Genomic DNA, 17,978 nt, shown 5'->3' with positions numbered 1-17,978 from the left:
GCCGCCATGCCCGTCAGTCCCGACGAGTACCGCCTCATGGACGTCCAGCAAGGCGGACGCTGCTTCTATTGCGGGGAGCCGGTGGGGGCCAAGGCGACCTTCGACCATCTGATTCCGCTGGCCTATGGCGGCCTCGACGCAGCGCCGAACGTCGTGCTGGCGCACCGCCGCTGCAACCAGCGAAAGTCTGACCGCCTGCCGACGCCGGAGGAGATCGACCGCTTCGTCACCGAGCGCCGGCGCAGCCGATTGGGCGTCTGGCCGCCCCTGCTGGCCCTGCGCGACGCCGAGCCGGGCGACGAATGGATGACCGTCGCCCGCGCCATCGCCGGGCTCTGAACGCCGGGCGGTGAGCGCCGGCCCTCCTGAGCCCTCTTGACGGCGGCCCCGCCTTCTGGCCCGATCACCGGAACGATAAACAAGGTTAATTCGGGAGCGTTCGATGGCGGATCGGTACGACGTCGTGATCGTCGGCGGTGGTGTGATGGGCTGCGCGGTCGCCTATTTCCTGGCGAACGACCCTGGCTTCGGCGGCAGCGTCGCGGTGGTGGAGCGGGACCCGACCTACCAGCGCGCCTCCTCCGCCCTGTCGGCCAGCTCGATCCGGCAACAGTTCTCGACGCCGGCGAACATCGCGCTGTCGCAGTTCGGCCTATCCTTCATCCGCAACGCGACGCAGCATCTGTCCGTGGACGGCGACCCAGTGGATCTGGGCCTGCGCGAGCCGGGCTATCTCTATCTGGCGACCGGGGCCGGGGCGGACATCCTGCGCCGGAACAACGCCATCCAGCTGTCCTGCGGCGCCGACGTGGCGCTGCTGTCGCCGGAGGACCTGACCGCCCGCTTCCCCTGGCTGTCGGTGGAAGGGATCGCGCTCGGCTCGCTCGGCCTGTCCGGGGAGGGCTGGTTCGACGGCTACAGCCTGATGCAGGCCTTCCGCCGCAAGGCCAAGGCGCTGGGCGTCGCCATGATCGCCGGGGAGGTCGCGGGCATCGACGCCGCCGAAGGCAAGGTCACCGCGGTGCGTCTGGCCGACGGGCAGCGGCTGTCCTGCGGGGTGGCGGTCAACGCCGCCGGGCCGCAGGCCCGCCGCGTCGCCACCATGGCCGGGGTGGACCTGCCGGTGGCGGCGCGCAAGCGCTGCGTCTTTGTGTTCGACTGCCGCGAGGAGCTTCCCGGCTGCCCGCTGGTCATCGACCCGTCCGGCGTGTGGTTCCGGCCCGAAGGCAAGCAGTTCATCTGCGGCGCCCCGCCGCCCGCCGATCGCGACCCGGACACCGACGACCTGACGGTGGAGCACGATCTGTTCGAGGAGATGATGTGGCCGGCGCTGGCCGAGCGCGTCCCCGCCTTCGAAGCGATCAAGGTCACCAACGCCTGGGCCGGCTTCTACGAATACAACGAGATCGACCAGAACGCGATCATCGGGCCGCATCCGGAGCTTCGCAACTTCCTGTTCTGCAACGGCTTCAGCGGCCATGGCCTGCAACAGGCGCCGGGCGCCGGACGCGGACTGGCGGAGCTGATCACGACCGGCGCCTACCGCAGCCTGAACCTGTCGGCCTTCGCCTACGACCGTCTGGTGGAGAACCGCCCCCTGCTGGAGACGAATGTGATCTGAGGGAACGGGTACGAGCCTGACCGGTTGATGGGGTCACCTTTCCGAACGGAGCAAGAGGCCCCGCGATGAAGCAGCCCCACACCGAAGAGACCGTCAAGCACACCGACGACCAGCAGAACACCGGCAACCACAAGAAGCCGGACGCCCCCGACGCCAAGGGTGCCGACCGTTTCGGCGGCACCCGCAAGGGCGCGGAGAATGTGGAGCCGACCAAGGACTGACGCTGGGGACTGAGGCCGGCCCGAAGGGCTTGCACCGGCGGGGGCGGGCGTGCCACACCCCCTGGCGCGTCCGTCCCCAATCAGGCCCCACCCAGGCCGGGAGCCCCTCCCATGGCTCACGCCATGTTCAAACGCTACAAGATCCTGTTTACGCGCCCCCTGCCCGGCCTGCGTCCGGGCAGGCCCGAGCGCGATGCCATGGTGGAGCGGGTCAAGCGCTTCGCCAGCCAGAACGGCATGGCCGGCGACCTGCACGCGATCGCGCCCAACGCCGGCTTCGGCATCCTGGAAATCCAGTGCACGGACAAGCTGGCCCGCCGGCTGAGCGACCTGTCGGATGTCGAATCCGTTTTGGAGGCGTAGGCGCCGAGCCTCCTGCGATCCGAATCAAGGCGACGGCGGCTGATGGCACACCCTGTGACCTTATGGTCCCGCGCCATGACCACCTGCGTTTTATGTGAAGTTCATCACATGTTTTTCGGCTCGGACTCCGCGACGCTTCACACATAAGAGTGCAACCAGTCGCGCAACGGTCCTGCCATGTCATCGAAGAAGCTCAGAAACGTCTATGTCGCCGGAAAGCGCACCAGCATGCGGCTGGAGACCGCCTTCTGGGAAGGGCTGGAGGAAATCGCGCAGAAGGAAAGCCTGACGGTGGGCGAACTGTGCAACCGCCTCGCCGAGCGGGTGGAGGCTGTGGATGCCAACAACCTGTCCAGCGCGGTACGGGTCTACGTGCTGGAATACTTCAGGGCGGCCACGCCAAAATCACAGGAATCCTCTTATGCCCCCTTGGCCATCGCGGCCGAGTAACAGGGGGGCATTCCCGGCCGGCCTTGGAAGCGCAAAGGGTTCTTAAGCGCAAAGGGTGCTCGACGGCGCCCGGAACCGTCCGATGTTGTCCAGGTCCACGGGTCACGGTGCTGGCGCCGTGACCCGTGGGTTTCAACGCGCCAACCATCCATCTGGAGCGTCTACCTGGAGCCGTCGGTTTTGAGGCGCTCTTCGATGGCCGGCTTGTCCGTCCCGTTCGCCCGCAGGAGAACCGATTCTCCGGACGCCGGGAAGACACCGGTCAGCGCGGTCACAACCACCTGATGAGTCACCAGCACGACCGGCGCACCATCGGCCGGCAGTCCCGCCAGAAAGCGGCGCAACGAGGCCATCTGCGCATCCTGCCCCTCACGCCGCTCGAAGAAGGAGTTGAGCACCGGAAGCTCCCGCACCGCACCGACATCGAGAAGCCGCGCCGTTTCCAGGCATCGACACCATTGGCTTGAATAGACCGTGGCCTCCCCGACCGCGAGGCTGCGCAGCCGATCACCGACCCGCCGTGCCTGCTCGCGGCCGTTCGCGTCCAAGTTGCGCTGGGTCGCACAGTCGCGGAGCTGAAAATTCGGCGGATCGCCGACTCCGGGCGCCTCCGCGTGCCTCATGAGAATGATCAATCCCCTTGGATCGACCTTGCCAGGATCTGCGGCTGAACCCGCCGAAGCGGAACACGCGATCAAAACGGCAATGGCCACGCGGGCAATGGCGATAAGGGCAAGTGACCTGCGGCGGAACGGCTTCAGCATCGGACCATCGCGGTTGATGACAAATTGATGAGGTCAATATTGGTCCGGCGAGCCGAAAGCCCAGGTCGCCTTGCGGCCCGCCACTCTGCCACCAGACGGCGTCGCCGTGTCTCGCATCCGGGACGTCCCACCCGCGGAGCGGCTCCCTACGACACGCTTGCCGACAGGGCCCGCGACAGCGCGGCATGGCTGGCGTAGCCAACGTCGCGAGCCGCCTGCTTCAGCGTCGCCCCCTCGGCCAGGCGGGCTCTCGCCAATTGAAGGCGCCAGCTCCGCAGATAGTGGCCCGGCGTCATGCCCACCACCTCGGCGAAGGTTTCGGCGAAGACGCTGCGCGACATGCCAGCCTCGTCCGCCATGCGTTCCAGGGTCCAGGCCGCCGATGGTTTGCTCATGCAACCGGACCGGACCAACACGCGGGACAGCGCAGGATGGGCCAGACCGGCCAGCAATCCCGTGCGGCCGTCCGCCCGTTCAATGGCGTGGCGCAGCACATGGACGATCGCGACCTCCGCCAGCCGATCCAGGATGACCTGACGGCCGCATCCCTGCCCTCCCGCCTCGTCGAACAGCAACTCCAGCACCGCGGCCAAGGCCTGCACCTGATCGAGCGGGACGACCATGACGTCGGGCAGTCCATGCTCCAGCGGGTTGCGCAGGCCGCCGAGGTCGATGTCGGCGCAGACGAGATCCACCGTGGCCGCCTCGCTCCGCCCGTCCGTATCGGTGGTGCCCATTTCGGTGGTCAGGTGATGGCGGTGCGCCCGCGGCAGGAGGATGGCCGCTGGTCCCCTCACCTCAAGGGGACGCCCCCGTCCGCTCTCCAGACCCAGGCGCCCGCCCCTCAGCAGGTGAAGATGGCCGCCGGCGCGCTCGCCCAGCACGGCGCCCGTCCCGCAGAATCCGCCGGCGTGAAACACCCGCGCGGTTATGCGCACACGCTGCAAGGCGGCAGCCAAACGGTCCGGCTGGTTCATGGTGGCCTTTCGGACGATCTGCAAACAAAATCGGACGATCTATTGCGGATCGTACGGCTATCCTCTGCCCATGTCGAGGCGGCATCGGGTCGCCTCACCGATTTGGAAGGACAGACTCCCATGGCCCGCATCATTCCCGTCGACCGCAGCAACCCGCCCGCCGCAGTCGCTCCGCAACTCGCCGCCATCAAGGCGAAGATCGGAAAGGTACCGAACGTGCTGGCCACGCTGGCGCAGTCCCCCGCGGCGCTCGGCAGCTATCTGGCCGTCACCGGCGCGCTGGCCGGAGGCGCCTTGTCCGCCAAGGATCGGGAGCGCATCGCGCTGGCCGTCGCGCAGGCGAACGGCTGCGACTACTGCCTTTCCGCCCACAGCCTGAGCGGCAGGGCGGCTGGGCTGAGCGAGACGGAGGTGCTGGCGGCACGCGCCGGCCAGACGGAGGACCCGCGCTCGAACGCCATCGTGACGCTGGCCAGGTCCATCGTGGACAACCGTGGGCGCGTCCCGACGGTGGTGCTCGAGGCCGTCCGGGCGGCCGGGCTCGACGATGCCACCATCCTGGAGGTGCTGGCCAACACCGTCGGCGGCATCCTGACCAACTACGCCAACAACCTGATCGAAACCGACCTCGACTTCCCCAAGGCGCCGGCCCTTCCGGCCTGACCTCGGCCCTGATCGAGCATCTGAAGGCGCAACCGCGCGCCATGCCGCTGAAAGCCTTCAGCGCCGAGACGATGAAAGGTCTGGCGACCGACGCCGCGGAGGTCATCGTCGAGGCCATCCGCGACAACCCGGGCGGCGGCGAGCGCACGCAGGTCCACGACGTCAACGCAAGCCTCGCCGCCACCCCCATCCCTGTTTGATCCCGTCCGGGCTCGCCGATCAGCCTTTCCGTTCTCTTTTATAACGGGTGGCGGCCGCAGCTTTCGCGCGCTGTGGAACTCCGCCGATCCATGCAACCATCGATGTTCCTGAAGCGGGAGCGAAGGCGGCCATGATGGTGGTGGGGACAAGCAAAGCCGCATTCTGGATGAAGGCCGGTCCGGCGATGCTCCTTATCGCCATCGCGGCGGTCGGCGGCCTGGGAATGGCCGGCCCATCCGGCCACCGCGCCCATGCCGCCGACACCGCCCAGAATGCCCCACCGCCGGTGACGGTCAGCCCGCCGCTGCGCAAGGAGATCGTCGAATGGGACGAGTTCACCGGCCAGTTCCAGGCGGTGGACTTCGTGGAGATCCGGGCACGGGTCAGCGGCTATCTCGACTCCATCGCGTTCCAGGACGGGCAACTCGTCAAGCAGGGCGATCCGCTGTTCGTCATCGACCCGCGGCCGTTCGAGGCGGCTCTGGCCTCAGCGCGGGCGGAGCAGCAGCAGGCCGAAGCCAAGCTGGACCTGTCGAACCGCCAGCTCGCCCGCGCGTCGGAGCTGCGGCGCAGCGACAACGTCGCGGCCAGCGTGTTCGACGAGCGTCAGCAGCAGGTCCGTGTCGACGCGGCCGGGGTCGAGGTGGCGAAGGCCGCCGTCCGGACGGCCGAGTTGAACCTGAACTTCACCCGCATCACCGCCCCGATCGCCGGCCGCATCAGCCGGCGCGAGGTCAGCGTCGGCAACCTCATCGTCGGCGGGGACACCAGCACGACGACCCTGTTGACCACCATCGTCTCGCTCGATCCCATCTACTTCACCTTCGACATGAGCGAAGCCGACTACCTCGCCTACCAGCGGGCGGCGGCGCGCGGCGCGCTGAAGTCGCAACGCGACGGCGGCGTCGAGGTCGAAGGCCGCCTGTTCGACGAGCAGAGCTGGCCCCTGAAGGGCACGCTGAACTTCATCGACAACCAGGTGAGCCCCGGCGCCGGCACCATCCGTGCCCGCGCCGTCTTTCCCAACCCGTCGCTGCTGCTGACGCCCGGCCAGTTCGGGCGGCTGCGCCTGCCCGGGTCCGACCGCTACACCGCCACGCTGATTCCTGATCAGGCCGTGGTCAGCGATCAGGCCAACAAGATCGTCCTGACGGTCGCCGACGACGGAACGGTGGTGCCGAAGCCCGTGCGCCTCGGTCCCATTGAGGACGGGTTGCGCGTCGTGCGCTCCGGGCTGGAGGAGACGGACAAGGTCATCATCAACGGCCTCGTCCGGGCCCGGCCGGGTGCCAAGGTGACCCCGCAGGACGGACGGATCGAGCCACCCAAGCCGCCGGCCGGTTGAGCGGAGCCGGGACCATGAACCTCTCGCACTTCTTCATCAACCGGCCGATCTTCGCGGCGGTCCTGTCCATCTTCATCACGCTGATCGGGGTTTTCGCCTATCTGACCTTGCCGGTCGCGCAGTATCCGGAGATCGCCCCGCCGACCATTGTGGTCAACGCGACCTATCCTGGCGCGTCGGCGCAGGTGGTCGCCGACACCGTGTCCGCTCCCATCGAGCAGGAGGTCAACGGGGTCGAGGACATGCTCTACATGGCCTCGCAGGCGACAAGCGACGGACGGCTCCAGCTCACCATCACCTTCAAGCTGGGCACCGACCTGGACACCGCGCAGGTGCTGGTGCAGAACCGCCTCGCCGTGGCCGAGCCCCGCCTGCCGGAGGATGTGCGGCGCATCGGCGTGACCGTGCGCAAGAACTCGCCCGACATGCTGATGGTGATCCACCTGAACTCACCGGACGGGACGCGCGACCAGCTCTACATGTCCAATTACGCGTTGCTGCAGATCAAGGACGTGCTGGCGCGCCTGGACGGGGTGGGCGACATCCAGGTGTTCGGCGCCCGTGACTACGCCATGCGGGTCTGGCTCGACCCCGACCGGGTGGCAGCGCGCGGCCTGACCGCCGGCGACGTGGTGCGGGCGATCCAGGCGCAGAACGTGCAGGTGTCGGGCGGCGTCATCAACCAGCCGCCGGTGCCGACGCCCGGCGCCTTCCAGCTCAACGTCGAGACGCTGGGCCGCCTGACCGACCCGCGCGAGTTCGGCAACATCATCGTCAAGACCGACGGGGCCGCGGTCACCCGTCTGCGCGACGTGGCCCGGGTCGAGCTGGGGGCGCAGGACTACAACCTCAACGCCTATCTGGACCGCCAGCAGGCGGTGCCGCTGGTCATCTTCCAGAGGCCGGGCTCCAACGCGCTGGAGACCGCCGACCGCATCCTGGCGACCATGGCGGACCTGTCCAAGGGCTTTCCCAGCGGCATGCGCTATGACGTCGTCTACAACCCGACGGAGTTCATCGCGCAGTCGGTGGAGGAGGTCTACAAGACGATCTTCGAGGCCGTGGCGCTCGTGGTCGTCGTCGTCATCCTGTTCCTGCAGACGTGGCGCGCCTCCATCGTGCCGATCGCCGCCATCCCCGTCTCGCTGATCGGCACCTTCACGGTCCTGGCCGCGCTCGGCTATTCGCTGAACACGCTGTCGCTGTTCGGGCTGGTGCTGGCGATCGGCATCGTCGTGGACGACGCTATCGTCGTGGTGGAGAATGTCGAGCGGTTCATCCGCCAGGGCATGAAGCCCAAGGACGCCGCGCACGAGACGATGAACGAGGTCGGCGGCGCGCTAATCGCCATCGCCCTGGTGCTCACCGCCGTGTTCATCCCGGCGGCGCTGGTCAGCGGCATTTCCGGCCAGTTCTTCCGCCAGTTCGCCGTGACCATCGCGACCGCCACGGTGATCTCCTGCCTGGTGTCGCTGACCCTCAGCCCGGCGCTGTGCGCCCTGCTGTTCAAACCGCACGAGGAGCATCCGCCCAAGCCGTCACCTTTGACGCGCCCGGTCCATGCCTTCTTCCGCGGCTTCAACCGGGGATTCGACCGGCTGTCCAACGGCTATGCCGGGCTGACCGGGCGTCTGGTGCGGCTGCCGGTGATCGTGCTGGCGGTCTACGGCGTTCTGCTCGCCCTGACGGCGTGGCAGTTCAGCCGGGCGCCGACGGGGTTCATCCCGAACCAGGACCAGGGCTATCTCATCACGGTGGTGCAGTTGCCGCCCGGCTCGTCGCTGGCTCGCACGGACGAGGTGGTGCGCACCGCGGTCGATACGCTGTTGAAGACGCCGGGGGTGATCCACGCCGTGCCCTTCGCCGGCTTCGACGGCGCCACCTTCACCAACGCGCCGAACGCCGGGGCGATCTTCGTCACCCTCGCCCCGTTCGCCGACCGCATCCCCAATGGCCAGACCGCGGAGTCCGTGCTGGGCGACCTGAGGACCCGGCTGGGCGCCATCGAGGACGCCTTCATCATCACCATCCCGCCGCCGCCCGTGCGCGGCATCGGCAATTCCGGCGGCTTCAAGATGATGGTCGAGGACAAGCGGGGCCGCGGACTGCCCGCGCTTGAGGAGGCGGTGAACGAGCTGTCCGCCGCGGCGAACCGCATCCCAGGCCTCGTCGGCGTGTTCTCGCTGTTCAACACCAAGACGCCGAAGGTCTTCGCGGACATCGACCGCCAGCGCGCGGAAATGCTGGGCGTCACCGCCGATCAGGTGTTCGAGGCGCTGCAGATCTACGTCGGCTCCGCCTTCGTCAACGAGTTCAACCTGCTGGGCCGCACCTACCGGGTGACCGCGCAGGCCGACGGGCGGTTCCGTCAGACCCCGCGCGACATCGCCAACCTGAAGACCCGCAACGCGCAGGGCGACATGGTCCCGATCGGCGCGGTGGCGGAGTTCCAGAACATCACCGGACCCTACCGCGTCGCCCGCTACAACCTCTATCCGGCGGCGGAGCTTCAGGGGAACACGCTGCCCGGCTACTCCACCGGCTACGCCCTGGCGGCGATGGAGAAGGCGGCGGCCGACACCCTGCCGGACGGCTTCGGCTTCGAATGGACCGAGCTGGCTTATCAGGAGAAGGCCGCGGGCAACACCGGCCTGCTGGTGTTCGGCCTGTCCGTCGTCTTCGTCTTCCTGGTGCTGGCCGCGCAGTACGAGAGCTGGGCGATGCCGCTGTCGGTCATCCTGATCGTGCCGATGTGCCTGCTGGCCTCGGTGACCGGGCTGCTGATGCGCGGGCTGGCGGTGGACATCCTGGCGCAGGTGGGTTTCGTCGTGCTGGTCGGGCTGGCCGCCAAGAACGCCATCCTCATCGTCGAATTCGCCCGCCAGAACGAGCTGTTCGAGGGCAAGGACCGCTTCGAGGCCGCGGTCGCGGCGGCGCGCACCCGGCTTCGCCCGATCCTGATGACGTCCTTCGCCTTCATCCTGGGCGTCGTGCCGCTGATGATCGCGCAAGGGGCCGGGGCGGAGATGCGCCAGTCGCTGGGCACCGCGGTGTTCATGGGGATGCTGGGGGTCACCCTGTTCGGCCTGATCTTCACCCCGGTGTTCTATACGGTGATCCGCGGCCTGTTCAGCGGGCCGCTGGCCGTCAACCAGCATCCCTCCCCAAGCACGGAAGAGCAGCCTGTCCATCCCCAATCCGGGACGGACACCAACCGGTCCGGAGGGTACCGTCGGGCCGGCGAGGAGGTTCCAGGGACATCCGCTCCCGAACGGTGAGCTGCGCCGGACGGGCTCAGTCCGGCGGAATGCCCAGCCGCAGCAGCATCTCCACGAGGCCGCTTTCCCCAACGGCCAGGGCGGCCTGGGACGGCGTCAACCAACGGCGCTCGCGCTGGCCCTTCTCGGGCCACTCGTCCAGCACCTCGTCGACTTCCAGCAGGAAGACGGTCACCGCGCACAGGACCGACTTGTTGACGCTCAGCCGCTTCATGTAGCGGAAATTGCCGAAGGGCCGGTGATCGACGGTGCCCCGCACGCCGGCTTCCTCGTAGGCCTCCCGCGCCGCCATGGCGCAGGGCTTCACGCCCTCCTCCGCCCACCCCTTGGGGATGATCCACCGCTTGGTTTCCCGCGACGTGACCAGCAGGATTTCCGGCCGGCCGTTGCGAAGGCGGAAAGGAAGGGCGGCGTATTGGGTGGCGGGAGTGCGGCTGCTCATCATGTCCAAGTGGGAAGGCCGGACCCGCGATCCAATTCGGCTGAACGGGATGGCGGGCGATCATTCTTATGACGATGGGCGGCTGTGCTTCGTGCCGCCCATCGGCACCATGATCATCCCCTATTAACGTTACTCAGTGGCAAATTCTTCCGTCAGACGGTCAATAATTTCGCCTACGCCAAACCGGATAGGATCGCTGGCCGGAAGGTTATGGGCCTTGGCCGCCGCCTCCAAACAGGCGCGCGCCTCGTCCTCGCCATAGGCCTTGGTGTTGATGGCGATTCCGACCGGGCGGATGGCCGGGTTGGTCAGTTGCCCGCAGCGGATGGTCAGGTCGATGACCTCCTGGATCGACGGCAGCGGGTGCTGCACGCCGCGCATGGTGCTGCGGGTCGGCTCATGGCAGACGACGAAGGCGTCGGGCTGGGCGCCGTGCAGCAGCCCCAGCGACACACCCGCGAAGGACGGATGGTAGAGCGAGCCTTGCCCCTCGATCAGGTCCCAGTGGGCCGGGTCCGCCGCCGGGGCGATCCATTCCACCGCACCGGAGATGAAGTCCGCCACCACCGCGTCGATGGCGACCCCACGCCCGGAGATGAAGACGCCGGTCTGGCCGGTGGCCCGGAAATCGGCGTCCATGCCGCGGGCACGCATTTCCTTCTCCAAGGCCAACGCCGTGTATTTCTTCCCCACGGAGCAGTCGGTGCCGACCGTCAGCAGCCGCCGGCCCGGACGCTTGGTCCCCTTGCCGGTGGCGAAGCGCTCGTCGGAATGGCGCACGTTGAAGAGCTGGCGGCCATGACGCGCCGCCGCCTCGGCGATGGCCGGGATGCTTTCCAACCGGGTGTGCAGGCCGCTCGCCACGTCCATGCCGGCCTCGATGGCCTGGACGATGACGCTCGTCCAATGCTCCGGCAGGACGCCGCCGGCGTTCACCACGCCGACCACCAGCGTGCGGGCGCCCTGCCCCGCCGCCTCCGCGATGGTCATGTCGGGAATGCCGAGGTCGGCCTTGCAGCCCTCCAGCCGGATCTGGCCGAGGCACCAGTCGCGCCGCCAGTCCACGATGCCCTGCGCCGTCTTGGCGCCGAGCTGGTCCTGCACATCGCCCAGGAACATCAGGTAGGGATGGGGAATGTTCATGATCGGGTCCTCTCGAAGAGACCGGTTGTTCTTGTCAGGCGGCTTCGGGGCTCAGGCCGTTTCCGGCGTCAGGCGGCGGGCGGACATCTGGCGGAGCAGGACGGGCACGATCAGCGCCAGCCCCAGCAGCGACGAATACAGCTCCGGCGCGACCAGCAGGATGGCGGCAAACCCCAGCAGCACCCGTTCCCAGGCCCGCATGGTGGTCAGCAGCCAGCCGGTGAGCGTGGCGCCCAGGCAGACGATGCCGACGATGCAGCCGAAGAAGGCGATGAGGAAGTCCGGCCAGGTGAAGCCCGGCGCCACCAGAAGGAGCGACGGCGAGAAGACGAAGACGAAGGGCACCAGAGCCTTCGCCAGACCCAGCCGGAAGGCGGTGTTGCCGGTCTTGAAGGGGTCCGCTCCCGCCATGCCCGCCGCCGCGTAGGCGGCCAGCGCGACCGGCGGCGTGATGTCCGCCAGCACGCCGTAATAGAAGACGAAGAAGTGCGCGACGATCGGCGCCACGCCAAGCAGGCCGAGCGCCGGGGCGGCGATGGTCGCCATGATGATGTAGTTGGCCGTCGTCGGGATGCCGCAGCCCATCAGAATGCAGACGATGCCCGTCATGATCAGGGTGAACAGCAGCGTCAGCCCCTTCACGTCGGCCAGCCAGCCCGGCAGGAAGGCGCCGAACACCCCGGCCATCTCGCCGGCGGTGGAGGTGACGATGTAGGAGATCTTGAAGCCGACCCCGGTCAGCGTGACCACGCCGACGATGATGCCCACGGAAGCGGCCGCGGCGCCGACCGCCAGCGCGTATTTGGCGCCGTCGCGCAAGCCGTCCAGAACCTCACGGATGGTCATGCGCTTGCGCGGGTTCAGCAGGCCGACCGCGATGCACAGGGTGATGCCCCAGAAGGCCGCCAGATAGGGGGTGTAGCCGGCGATCAGGATGCCGATCAGCACCACCAGCGGGATGACCGTCGGCCAGTCGCGGCGGAAGGCTTCCTTCAGGTCCGGCATCTCGTCGGGGCGCAGGCCGCGCAGGCCGTTGCGCTTGGCTTCCAGATGCACCTGAACCAGCACGCCGAAGAAATGCATGAAGGCCGGGACGATGGCCGCCAGGATGATCGTCGTGTAGGGCAGGCCCAGGAACTCGATCATCAGGAAGGCGGCGGCCCCCATGATCGGCGGGGTGATCTGCCCGCCGGTCGAGGCCGTCGATTCCACGGCGGCGGCGAAATGCGGCTTGTAGCCCAGACGCTTCATCGCCGGGATGGTCAGCGAGCCCACCGTCACCGTGTTGGCGACCGAGGAGCCGGAGATCATGCCGAACAGCGCCGACCCGAAGATGGCGACCTTGGCCGGACCGCCCGCGTAGCGCCCGGCCACCCAGGCCGCGCAGTCGAGGAAGAGCTGACCCAGCCCGATGCGCGTGGCGAAGACGCCGAACAGCACGAAATGGAAGACGTAGGTCGCCACCACCCCCAGCGCGATGCCGTAAATGCCTTGCGTCGTCAGGTACAGGTGATCGACGAGCTGCGACACCGTGGCGCCGGGATGCTTCAGCAGCCCCGGCATCTGCGGCCCCCAGATCGCGTAGAGCATGAAGATCGACGCGATGATCGGCAGCGGCCAGCCGACCGACCGGCGGGTCGCCTCCAGCAGCACGATGATCAGGATGGAACCGAGGATCACGTCGGTGGTGGTCGGGTTGCCGACGCGGAAGGCCAGATCGTCCAGCGGGATCAGCGGGACGTGCATCACCGCGACGACCGCGCCGATGGCCAGCGCCCAATCCTGAAGGCCGATGCCCAGCGGGCGCAGCAGCGTGCCCATCACCGGCTCGCCGTAGCCGCGCTTGGTGAAGGGGAAGACCAGGAAGACGAGGCCCAGCACGAAGGACAGATGGATGCCGCGGTGCTCCATCTCCGCCAGCAGGCCGAACCCGGCGGTGTAGTAGTGGAACAGCGACAGAATAATCAGCAGGCCGCCGACCAGATGTCCCGCCAGCGGGGACAGCGGCCGGAAGCGGATTTCGGAGTCGAACTTCTCCTCCAGCTCCCGCGCCTTGGCCTCGTCGAGTTCCATGGACGCGGACTCCAGCCGGATGTCGGGCGGCGGGTCGCGATGGGTATCGGTCATGGATGCTCCAGAATGAATCGGGCGGGGCCGGGGGCTTGCTTCATGACCCCTCAAACCCGAAAACCCTCCAACCCTAGAAGGGAGGAGGGAATGACCCCACGGGTGGGGACGGGAAAGGGCCGCGCCATGCCGGAACGGCCCCGCCCGGTGCATCGTGTTCAGAGGCGCCTTACTTCAGGACGCCCTGTTCCTTGTAGAACTTCTCCGCACCCGGATGCAGCGGGATGCCGAGGCCCGAGGTGGCGTTCTTCAGCGTGACGAGCTTGCCCTTGGCGTGGCCGGCGTCGAGCGCGGCGCGGCTCTTCTCGTTGTAGAGCGTCTTGACGATGTTGTAGACGAGATCGTCCGGCTGCTTGGCGCTGGTCAGCCACTGGGCGTTGACGGAGATGGTCGCCGTCTCCGGAACGTCCTTGTAGGTGCTGGCCGGAACGGTGTCCTTGGCGAAGAACTGGTACTGGCCCAGCATCTTGTCGACTTCCGGCCCGGTGATCGGAACCAGCGAGATGCCCGACGAGGTCGCGAGTTCGGAGATGGCGCCGGTCGGGTAGCCGCCTACGAAGAAGTAGGCGTCCAGCGCGCCGTCGCGCAGGCGGTCGCCGGCCGGACCCGGCTTCAGATACTCCGCCTTCACGTCCTTCTCGGTCAGGCCGAAGGCGCCCAGCACGATGCGTGCATCGACCAGCGTGCCCGAGCCCGGCTCGTCCAGCGACACCCGCTTGCCCTTCAGGTCGGCGACCGACTTGATGTTGGCGTCCTTGCGAGCGACCAGATGAATGGTTTCCGGGTAGAGCGTGGCGATGACGCGCAGGTCCTCCACCTTGCCCTTGCCCTCGAACAGACCGGTGCCGGTGTGGGCCCAATAGGCGACGTCCGACTGCGAGAAGCCCGACTCGGACGAGCCGCCGTTGATCGCGTTGATGTTGGCGACGGAGCCGTTGGAGGCCACCGCCGTCGCCACCAGACCGGGCACGCCGCCGTTGGTGCCGGAGATGACGTTGGCGATCAGCCCGCCGACCGGATAGTAGGTGCCGGCGGTGCCGCCCGTGCCGATGCGGAAGAAGGCCGGGGTCTGCGCCACGGCGACGGTGGCGCCGATGGCGACCGCGCCCGCCACGGCGGCGAAAGCCAGACGGCGGGTCTTGGACATGAACTTCACGACAACCTCCCAATTATTTCGCGTCGTAACGAAATGATGCCTTTGGGTAGGAGGCTTGTCGATACGAATGGGTGTCCCGTCCGCACATACGGCCCATTCCGGAGGCGGACGGGCCGCCAGTCCGGACCGTATGTGCGGACGAAACGCGTCAGTCCTTCAGCAGTGCCGCCGCGTGGTGGCGCAGATGGTCGTCGATGAAGCTGGCGATGAAGAAGTAACTGTGGTCGTAGCCCGGCTGCATCCGCAGGGTCAGCGGGTGGCCCGCCGCCTCCGCCGCCCGCTGCAGGTTTTCCGGCTTCAGCTGCCTCTCCAGGAAGCTGTCGGCGTCGCCCTGGTCCACCAGGATCGGCAGCTTCTCGGTGGCGCGGCCCAGCAGGGCGCAGCTGTCCCACTCCAGCCACGCCGCGTAGTCGGTGCCGAAGAAGCGCTCGAACGCCTTCTCGCCCCAGGGCACGCTCGCCGGGTTGCCGATCGGCGCGAAGGCCGACACGGCGCGGTAGCGGCCCGGATGGCGCAGCGCGCAGACCAGCGCGCCATGCCCGCCCATGGAATGGCCGGAGATCGAACGCCGGTCGGTCACCGGCAGCTCCGCCTCGACCAGTTCCGGCAGTTCGCGCACCACATAGTCGTGCATGCGGTAATGCTTCGCCCACGGCTCCCGCGTCGCGTTGACGTAGAAGCCGGCGCCCAGCCCGAAGTCCCAGGCGCCGTCCGGGTCGCCGGGCACGTCGGGGCCGCGTGGGCTGGTGTCCGGCGCGACGATGGCGATGCCGAGTTCCGCCGCCATCCGCATGGCGCCGGCCTTCTGCATGAAGTTCTCGTCCGTGCAGGTCAGGCCGGACAGCCAGTAGAACACCGGCACCCTGCCCGATTCGGCCTGCGGCGGCAGATAGACGGCGAAAACCATGTCGCAGTCCAGCACCGCGGAGCGGTGCCGGAAGCGCTTGTGCCAGCCGCCGAAGCAGCGGTTCGCCGCGATCTGGGTCAGTTGCGACTCCATCCGGTCCTCACGGGTTGTAGAGGATGACGGAACGGATGCTCTTGCCCTCGTGCATCAGGTCGAAGGCCTCGTTGATGTCCTCCAACCCCATGGTGTGGGTGATGAAAGTGTCCAGCTCGAACTCGCCCTTCAGGTAGCGCTCCACGTAATCCGGCAGCTCCGACCGGCCGCGCACGCCGCCGAAGGCGGAGCCGCGCCAGACGCGCCCGGTGACCAGCTGGAACGGGCGGGTGCTGATCTCCTCCCCCGCCCCGGCGACGCCGATGATCACCGACTCGCCCCAGCCCTTGTGGCAGCATTCCAGCGCCGCGCGCATCACCTTGACGTTGCCGATGCACTCGAAGCTGTAATCGACGCCACCGTCGGTCATCTCGACCAGAACCTCCTGGATCGGGCGGTCGTAATCCTGCGGATTCACCACGTCGGTGGCGCCGAGTTGCTTGGCGATCTCGAACTTGTCGGGGTTGATGTCGATGCCGATGATGCGCGACGCCTTCGCCATGACGGCGCCGATGATCGCCGACAGGCCGATGCCGCCCAGGCCGAAGATCGCTACCGTCGAGCCCGGCTCGACCTTCGCGGTGTTACGCACAGCACCCATGCCGGTGGTCACGCCGCAGCCGAGCAGGCAGACCTTCTCCAGCGGCGCCGCCTTGTTGATCTTGGCGACCGCGATCTCCGGCAAGACCGTGTATTCGGAGAAGGTGGAGGTGCCCATGTAATGGAACACCGGCTGGCCCTTCACCGTGAAGCGGCTGGTGCCGTCCGGCATCAGGCCCTTGCCCTGGGTGGCGCGGATCGCCTGACAGAGGTTGGTCTTGCCGGACAGGCAGAATTTGCACTTGCCGCATTCCGGCGTGTAGAGCGGGATCACATGGTCGCCGACCTGGACGGAGGTGACGCCCGGCCCGACCTCCTCGACGATGCCGGCGCCCTCATGGCCCAGGATGGCCGGAAACACGCCTTCCGAATCCATGCCGGACAGGGTGTAGGCGTCGGTGTGGCAGACGCCGGTGGCGACGATGCGCACCAGAACCTCGCCCTGCTTGGGCGCCGCGACCTCGACCTCTTCGATGTCAAGGGGGCGCTTCGCTTCCCAGGCCACCGCCGCGCGTGACTTCACCATCCCACCGTCTCCATGCGTTCGCGTTTCTTTGATGATCGACGTTAGCATTCCGCGCGCGTTGACAACGCTGCAATGTTGGAGAGGATTGTTGCCGTATGGGGATAATCGGCACGGAGTTGGAGGTCTGACGGGTGAGCCGCTGGGATGGCATCGACGAATTCGTGGCGGTGGCCGAGTGCGGCGGCTTCTCCCGCGCGGCGGAGCGGCTGCGCATCTCCTCCTCGCAGGTCAGCCGGCAGGTGGCGCGGCTGGAGGACCGGTTGCAGGCCCGCCTGTTCTACCGCACCACCCGCAGCGTGACGCTGACCGAGGCTGGCCGCTCCCTGCTCGCCCAGTGCCGCCGCCTGATCGAGGAGCGGGACGAGGCGCTGCTCGCCGTCAGCGATCTCCAGGCGGAGCCCAAGGGCCTGCTGCGCCTGACCTGCGCGGTGGCCTACGGCGAGCGGTTCGTCGTCCCGCTGGTCAACGATTTCCTGGAGCGCCACCCCCAGCTCCGCGTCGAGATCGAGCTGACGAACCGCCGGCTGGATCTGGTGCATGAGGGGGTGGATCTGGCGGTGCGGCTGGGGCGGCTGATGGATTCCAGCCTCGTCGCCACGCGGATCGCGCCGCGGGTCATGCATCTGTGCGCCGCCCCGTCCTATCTGGAGCGGCGCGGGACGCCGCGCCGGCTGGCCGACCTTGCCGAGCACGATTGCCTGACCGGCACTGCGGACGGCTGGACCTTCGACGCGGGATCGCTGGAGGATGGAGGCCCGGAGTGGCTGTTCCGGCCGCAGGGGCGCTGGCGCTGCAACAGCGGCACGGCAGTGCTGGACGCGGCGCTGCGCGGCTTCGGGCTGTGCCAGTTGCCCGACTACTATGTGGTGGAGCATCTGACGGCGGGCCGGCTGGTTTCCCTTCTGGAAGCGCACCGCCCGCCCAACACAGCCGTCTGGGCCGTCTACCCGCCGCAGCGCCACCTGTCGCCCAAGGTGCGGCTGCTGATCCAGCATCTGAAGGAAGGGCTGGCCCGGCGACCGGAGTATCGCTGACGACATGACACCCGCGCCCAAAGAGAAAATTATTTCACCCGACACCCGCCATGCGTCTTCCTGCCGC

Annotated in this window: 19 protein-coding genes; 11 read left to right on the top strand and 8 right to left on the bottom strand. The window is 67.9% G+C overall.

Annotated features, from left to right (window positions below; translation table 11 throughout):
• Positions 1–6: 6 nt before the first annotated feature.
• The 5 genes from H1Q64_RS13665 (at position 7) to H1Q64_RS13645 (ending at position 2,655) form a co-directional block, all read left to right on the top strand.
• Positions 7–339, top strand: coding sequence for an HNH endonuclease (locus tag H1Q64_RS13665; RefSeq protein WP_237905765.1), 333 nt, complete (start codon positions 7–9; stop codon positions 337–339).
• Between the two features lie 103 nt (positions 340–442).
• Positions 443–1,621 (top strand): NAD(P)/FAD-dependent oxidoreductase, encoded by a 1,179-nt coding sequence (locus H1Q64_RS13660; protein WP_237905764.1) that lies wholly within the window; start codon positions 443–445, stop codon positions 1,619–1,621.
• A 65-nt stretch (positions 1,622–1,686) separates the two neighbouring features.
• On the top strand, positions 1,687–1,842 hold the full coding sequence (locus tag H1Q64_RS13655; protein WP_014197509.1) for a hypothetical protein: 156 nt from the start codon (positions 1,687–1,689) through the stop codon (positions 1,840–1,842).
• Positions 1,843–1,953: 111 nt separating this feature from the next.
• On the top strand, positions 1,954–2,205 hold the full coding sequence (locus H1Q64_RS13650; protein WP_014197510.1) for a hypothetical protein: 252 nt from the start codon (positions 1,954–1,956) through the stop codon (positions 2,203–2,205).
• 177 nt (positions 2,206–2,382) lie between these two features.
• Positions 2,383–2,655 carry a ribbon-helix-helix domain-containing protein gene (locus H1Q64_RS13645; protein WP_237905763.1) on the top strand — a complete coding sequence of 91 codons (273 nt, stop codon included), beginning with the start codon at positions 2,383–2,385 and terminating at the stop codon, positions 2,653–2,655.
• A gap of 161 nt (positions 2,656–2,816) precedes the next feature.
• Here the strand turns inward: H1Q64_RS13645 and H1Q64_RS13640 are convergent, their stop codons facing one another.
• Together H1Q64_RS13640 and H1Q64_RS13635 are read right to left on the bottom strand one after the other, a co-directional pair.
• Positions 2,817–3,419, bottom strand: a complete 603-nt coding sequence (locus H1Q64_RS13640) for a histidine phosphatase family protein (protein ID WP_237905762.1) — start codon at positions 3,417–3,419, stop codon at positions 2,817–2,819.
• Between the two features lie 146 nt (positions 3,420–3,565).
• On the bottom strand, positions 3,566–4,396 hold the full coding sequence (locus H1Q64_RS13635; RefSeq protein WP_237905761.1) for an AraC family transcriptional regulator: 831 nt from the start codon (positions 4,394–4,396) through the stop codon (positions 3,566–3,568).
• Positions 4,397–4,516: 120 nt separating this feature from the next.
• On the opposite strand from H1Q64_RS13635, the gene H1Q64_RS13630 reads away from it, so the two are divergent.
• The 4 genes from H1Q64_RS13630 (at position 4,517) to H1Q64_RS13615 (ending at position 9,883) form a co-directional block, all read left to right on the top strand.
• The gene (locus H1Q64_RS13630; protein ID WP_237905760.1) at positions 4,517–5,059 is read left to right on the top strand and encodes a carboxymuconolactone decarboxylase family protein; all 543 of its coding nucleotides are present in this window, start codon (positions 4,517–4,519) and stop codon (positions 5,057–5,059) included.
• Positions 5,060–5,100: 41 nt separating this feature from the next.
• Complete coding sequence (locus H1Q64_RS13625; protein WP_419468841.1) at positions 5,101–5,259, top strand: hypothetical protein; 159 nt, start codon at positions 5,101–5,103, stop codon at positions 5,257–5,259.
• A gap of 185 nt (positions 5,260–5,444) precedes the next feature.
• Positions 5,445–6,605: an efflux RND transporter periplasmic adaptor subunit gene (locus H1Q64_RS13620; protein ID WP_237905759.1), complete on the top strand. Its 1,161-nt coding sequence runs from the start codon at positions 5,445–5,447 to the stop codon at positions 6,603–6,605.
• A gap of 14 nt (positions 6,606–6,619) precedes the next feature.
• Positions 6,620–9,883 carry an efflux RND transporter permease subunit gene (locus H1Q64_RS13615; RefSeq protein WP_237905758.1) on the top strand — a complete coding sequence of 1,088 codons (3,264 nt, stop codon included), beginning with the start codon at positions 6,620–6,622 and terminating at the stop codon, positions 9,881–9,883.
• A gap of 16 nt (positions 9,884–9,899) precedes the next feature.
• Here the strand turns inward: H1Q64_RS13615 and H1Q64_RS13610 are convergent, their stop codons facing one another.
• Positions 9,900–10,325 (bottom strand): NUDIX hydrolase, encoded by a 426-nt coding sequence (locus H1Q64_RS13610; protein WP_094304876.1) that lies wholly within the window; start codon positions 10,323–10,325, stop codon positions 9,900–9,902.
• A gap of 1 nt (position 10,326) precedes the next feature.
• Here H1Q64_RS13610 and H1Q64_RS33835 point away from each other — a divergent pair, with 1 nt between their 5' ends.
• Positions 10,327–10,452, top strand: a complete 126-nt coding sequence (locus tag H1Q64_RS33835) for a hypothetical protein (protein WP_269145388.1) — start codon at positions 10,327–10,329, stop codon at positions 10,450–10,452.
• Between the two features lie 2 nt (positions 10,453–10,454).
• Here the strand turns inward: H1Q64_RS33835 and dgcN are convergent, their stop codons facing one another.
• From dgcN to H1Q64_RS13585, 5 genes are all read right to left on the bottom strand, one after another.
• The gene (gene dgcN / locus H1Q64_RS13605) at positions 10,455–11,468 is read right to left on the bottom strand and encodes an N-acetyltransferase DgcN (protein WP_237905757.1); all 1,014 of its coding nucleotides are present in this window, start codon (positions 11,466–11,468) and stop codon (positions 10,455–10,457) included.
• A gap of 51 nt (positions 11,469–11,519) precedes the next feature.
• Positions 11,520–13,595, bottom strand: a complete 2,076-nt coding sequence (locus H1Q64_RS13600) for a TRAP transporter permease (protein WP_237905756.1) — start codon at positions 13,593–13,595, stop codon at positions 11,520–11,522.
• A gap of 169 nt (positions 13,596–13,764) precedes the next feature.
• Positions 13,765–14,751: a TAXI family TRAP transporter solute-binding subunit gene (locus H1Q64_RS13595; RefSeq protein WP_237905755.1), complete on the bottom strand. Its 987-nt coding sequence runs from the start codon at positions 14,749–14,751 to the stop codon at positions 13,765–13,767.
• Between the two features lie 148 nt (positions 14,752–14,899).
• Positions 14,900–15,751 (bottom strand): S-formylglutathione hydrolase, encoded by an 852-nt coding sequence (fghA, locus tag H1Q64_RS13590; RefSeq protein ID WP_237905754.1) that lies wholly within the window; start codon positions 15,749–15,751, stop codon positions 14,900–14,902.
• Positions 15,752–15,758: 7 nt separating this feature from the next.
• Positions 15,759–16,877, bottom strand: a complete 1,119-nt coding sequence (locus H1Q64_RS13585; protein WP_330874550.1) for an S-(hydroxymethyl)glutathione dehydrogenase/class III alcohol dehydrogenase — start codon at positions 16,875–16,877, stop codon at positions 15,759–15,761.
• A gap of 131 nt (positions 16,878–17,008) precedes the next feature.
• Here H1Q64_RS13585 and H1Q64_RS13580 point away from each other — a divergent pair, with 131 nt between their 5' ends.
• A complete protein-coding gene (locus H1Q64_RS13580) occupies positions 17,009–17,911 on the top strand; it encodes a LysR family transcriptional regulator (protein ID WP_094304882.1) in 903 nt (300 codons plus the stop codon).
• Positions 17,912–17,978 lie beyond the last annotated feature (67 nt).

The sequence above is a fragment of the Azospirillum brasilense genome (assembly GCF_022023855.1).
GTDB classification, from domain to species: domain Bacteria; phylum Pseudomonadota; class Alphaproteobacteria; order Azospirillales; family Azospirillaceae; genus Azospirillum; species Azospirillum brasilense_F.
This window is presented reverse-complemented; position numbering and strand designations above follow the sequence as displayed.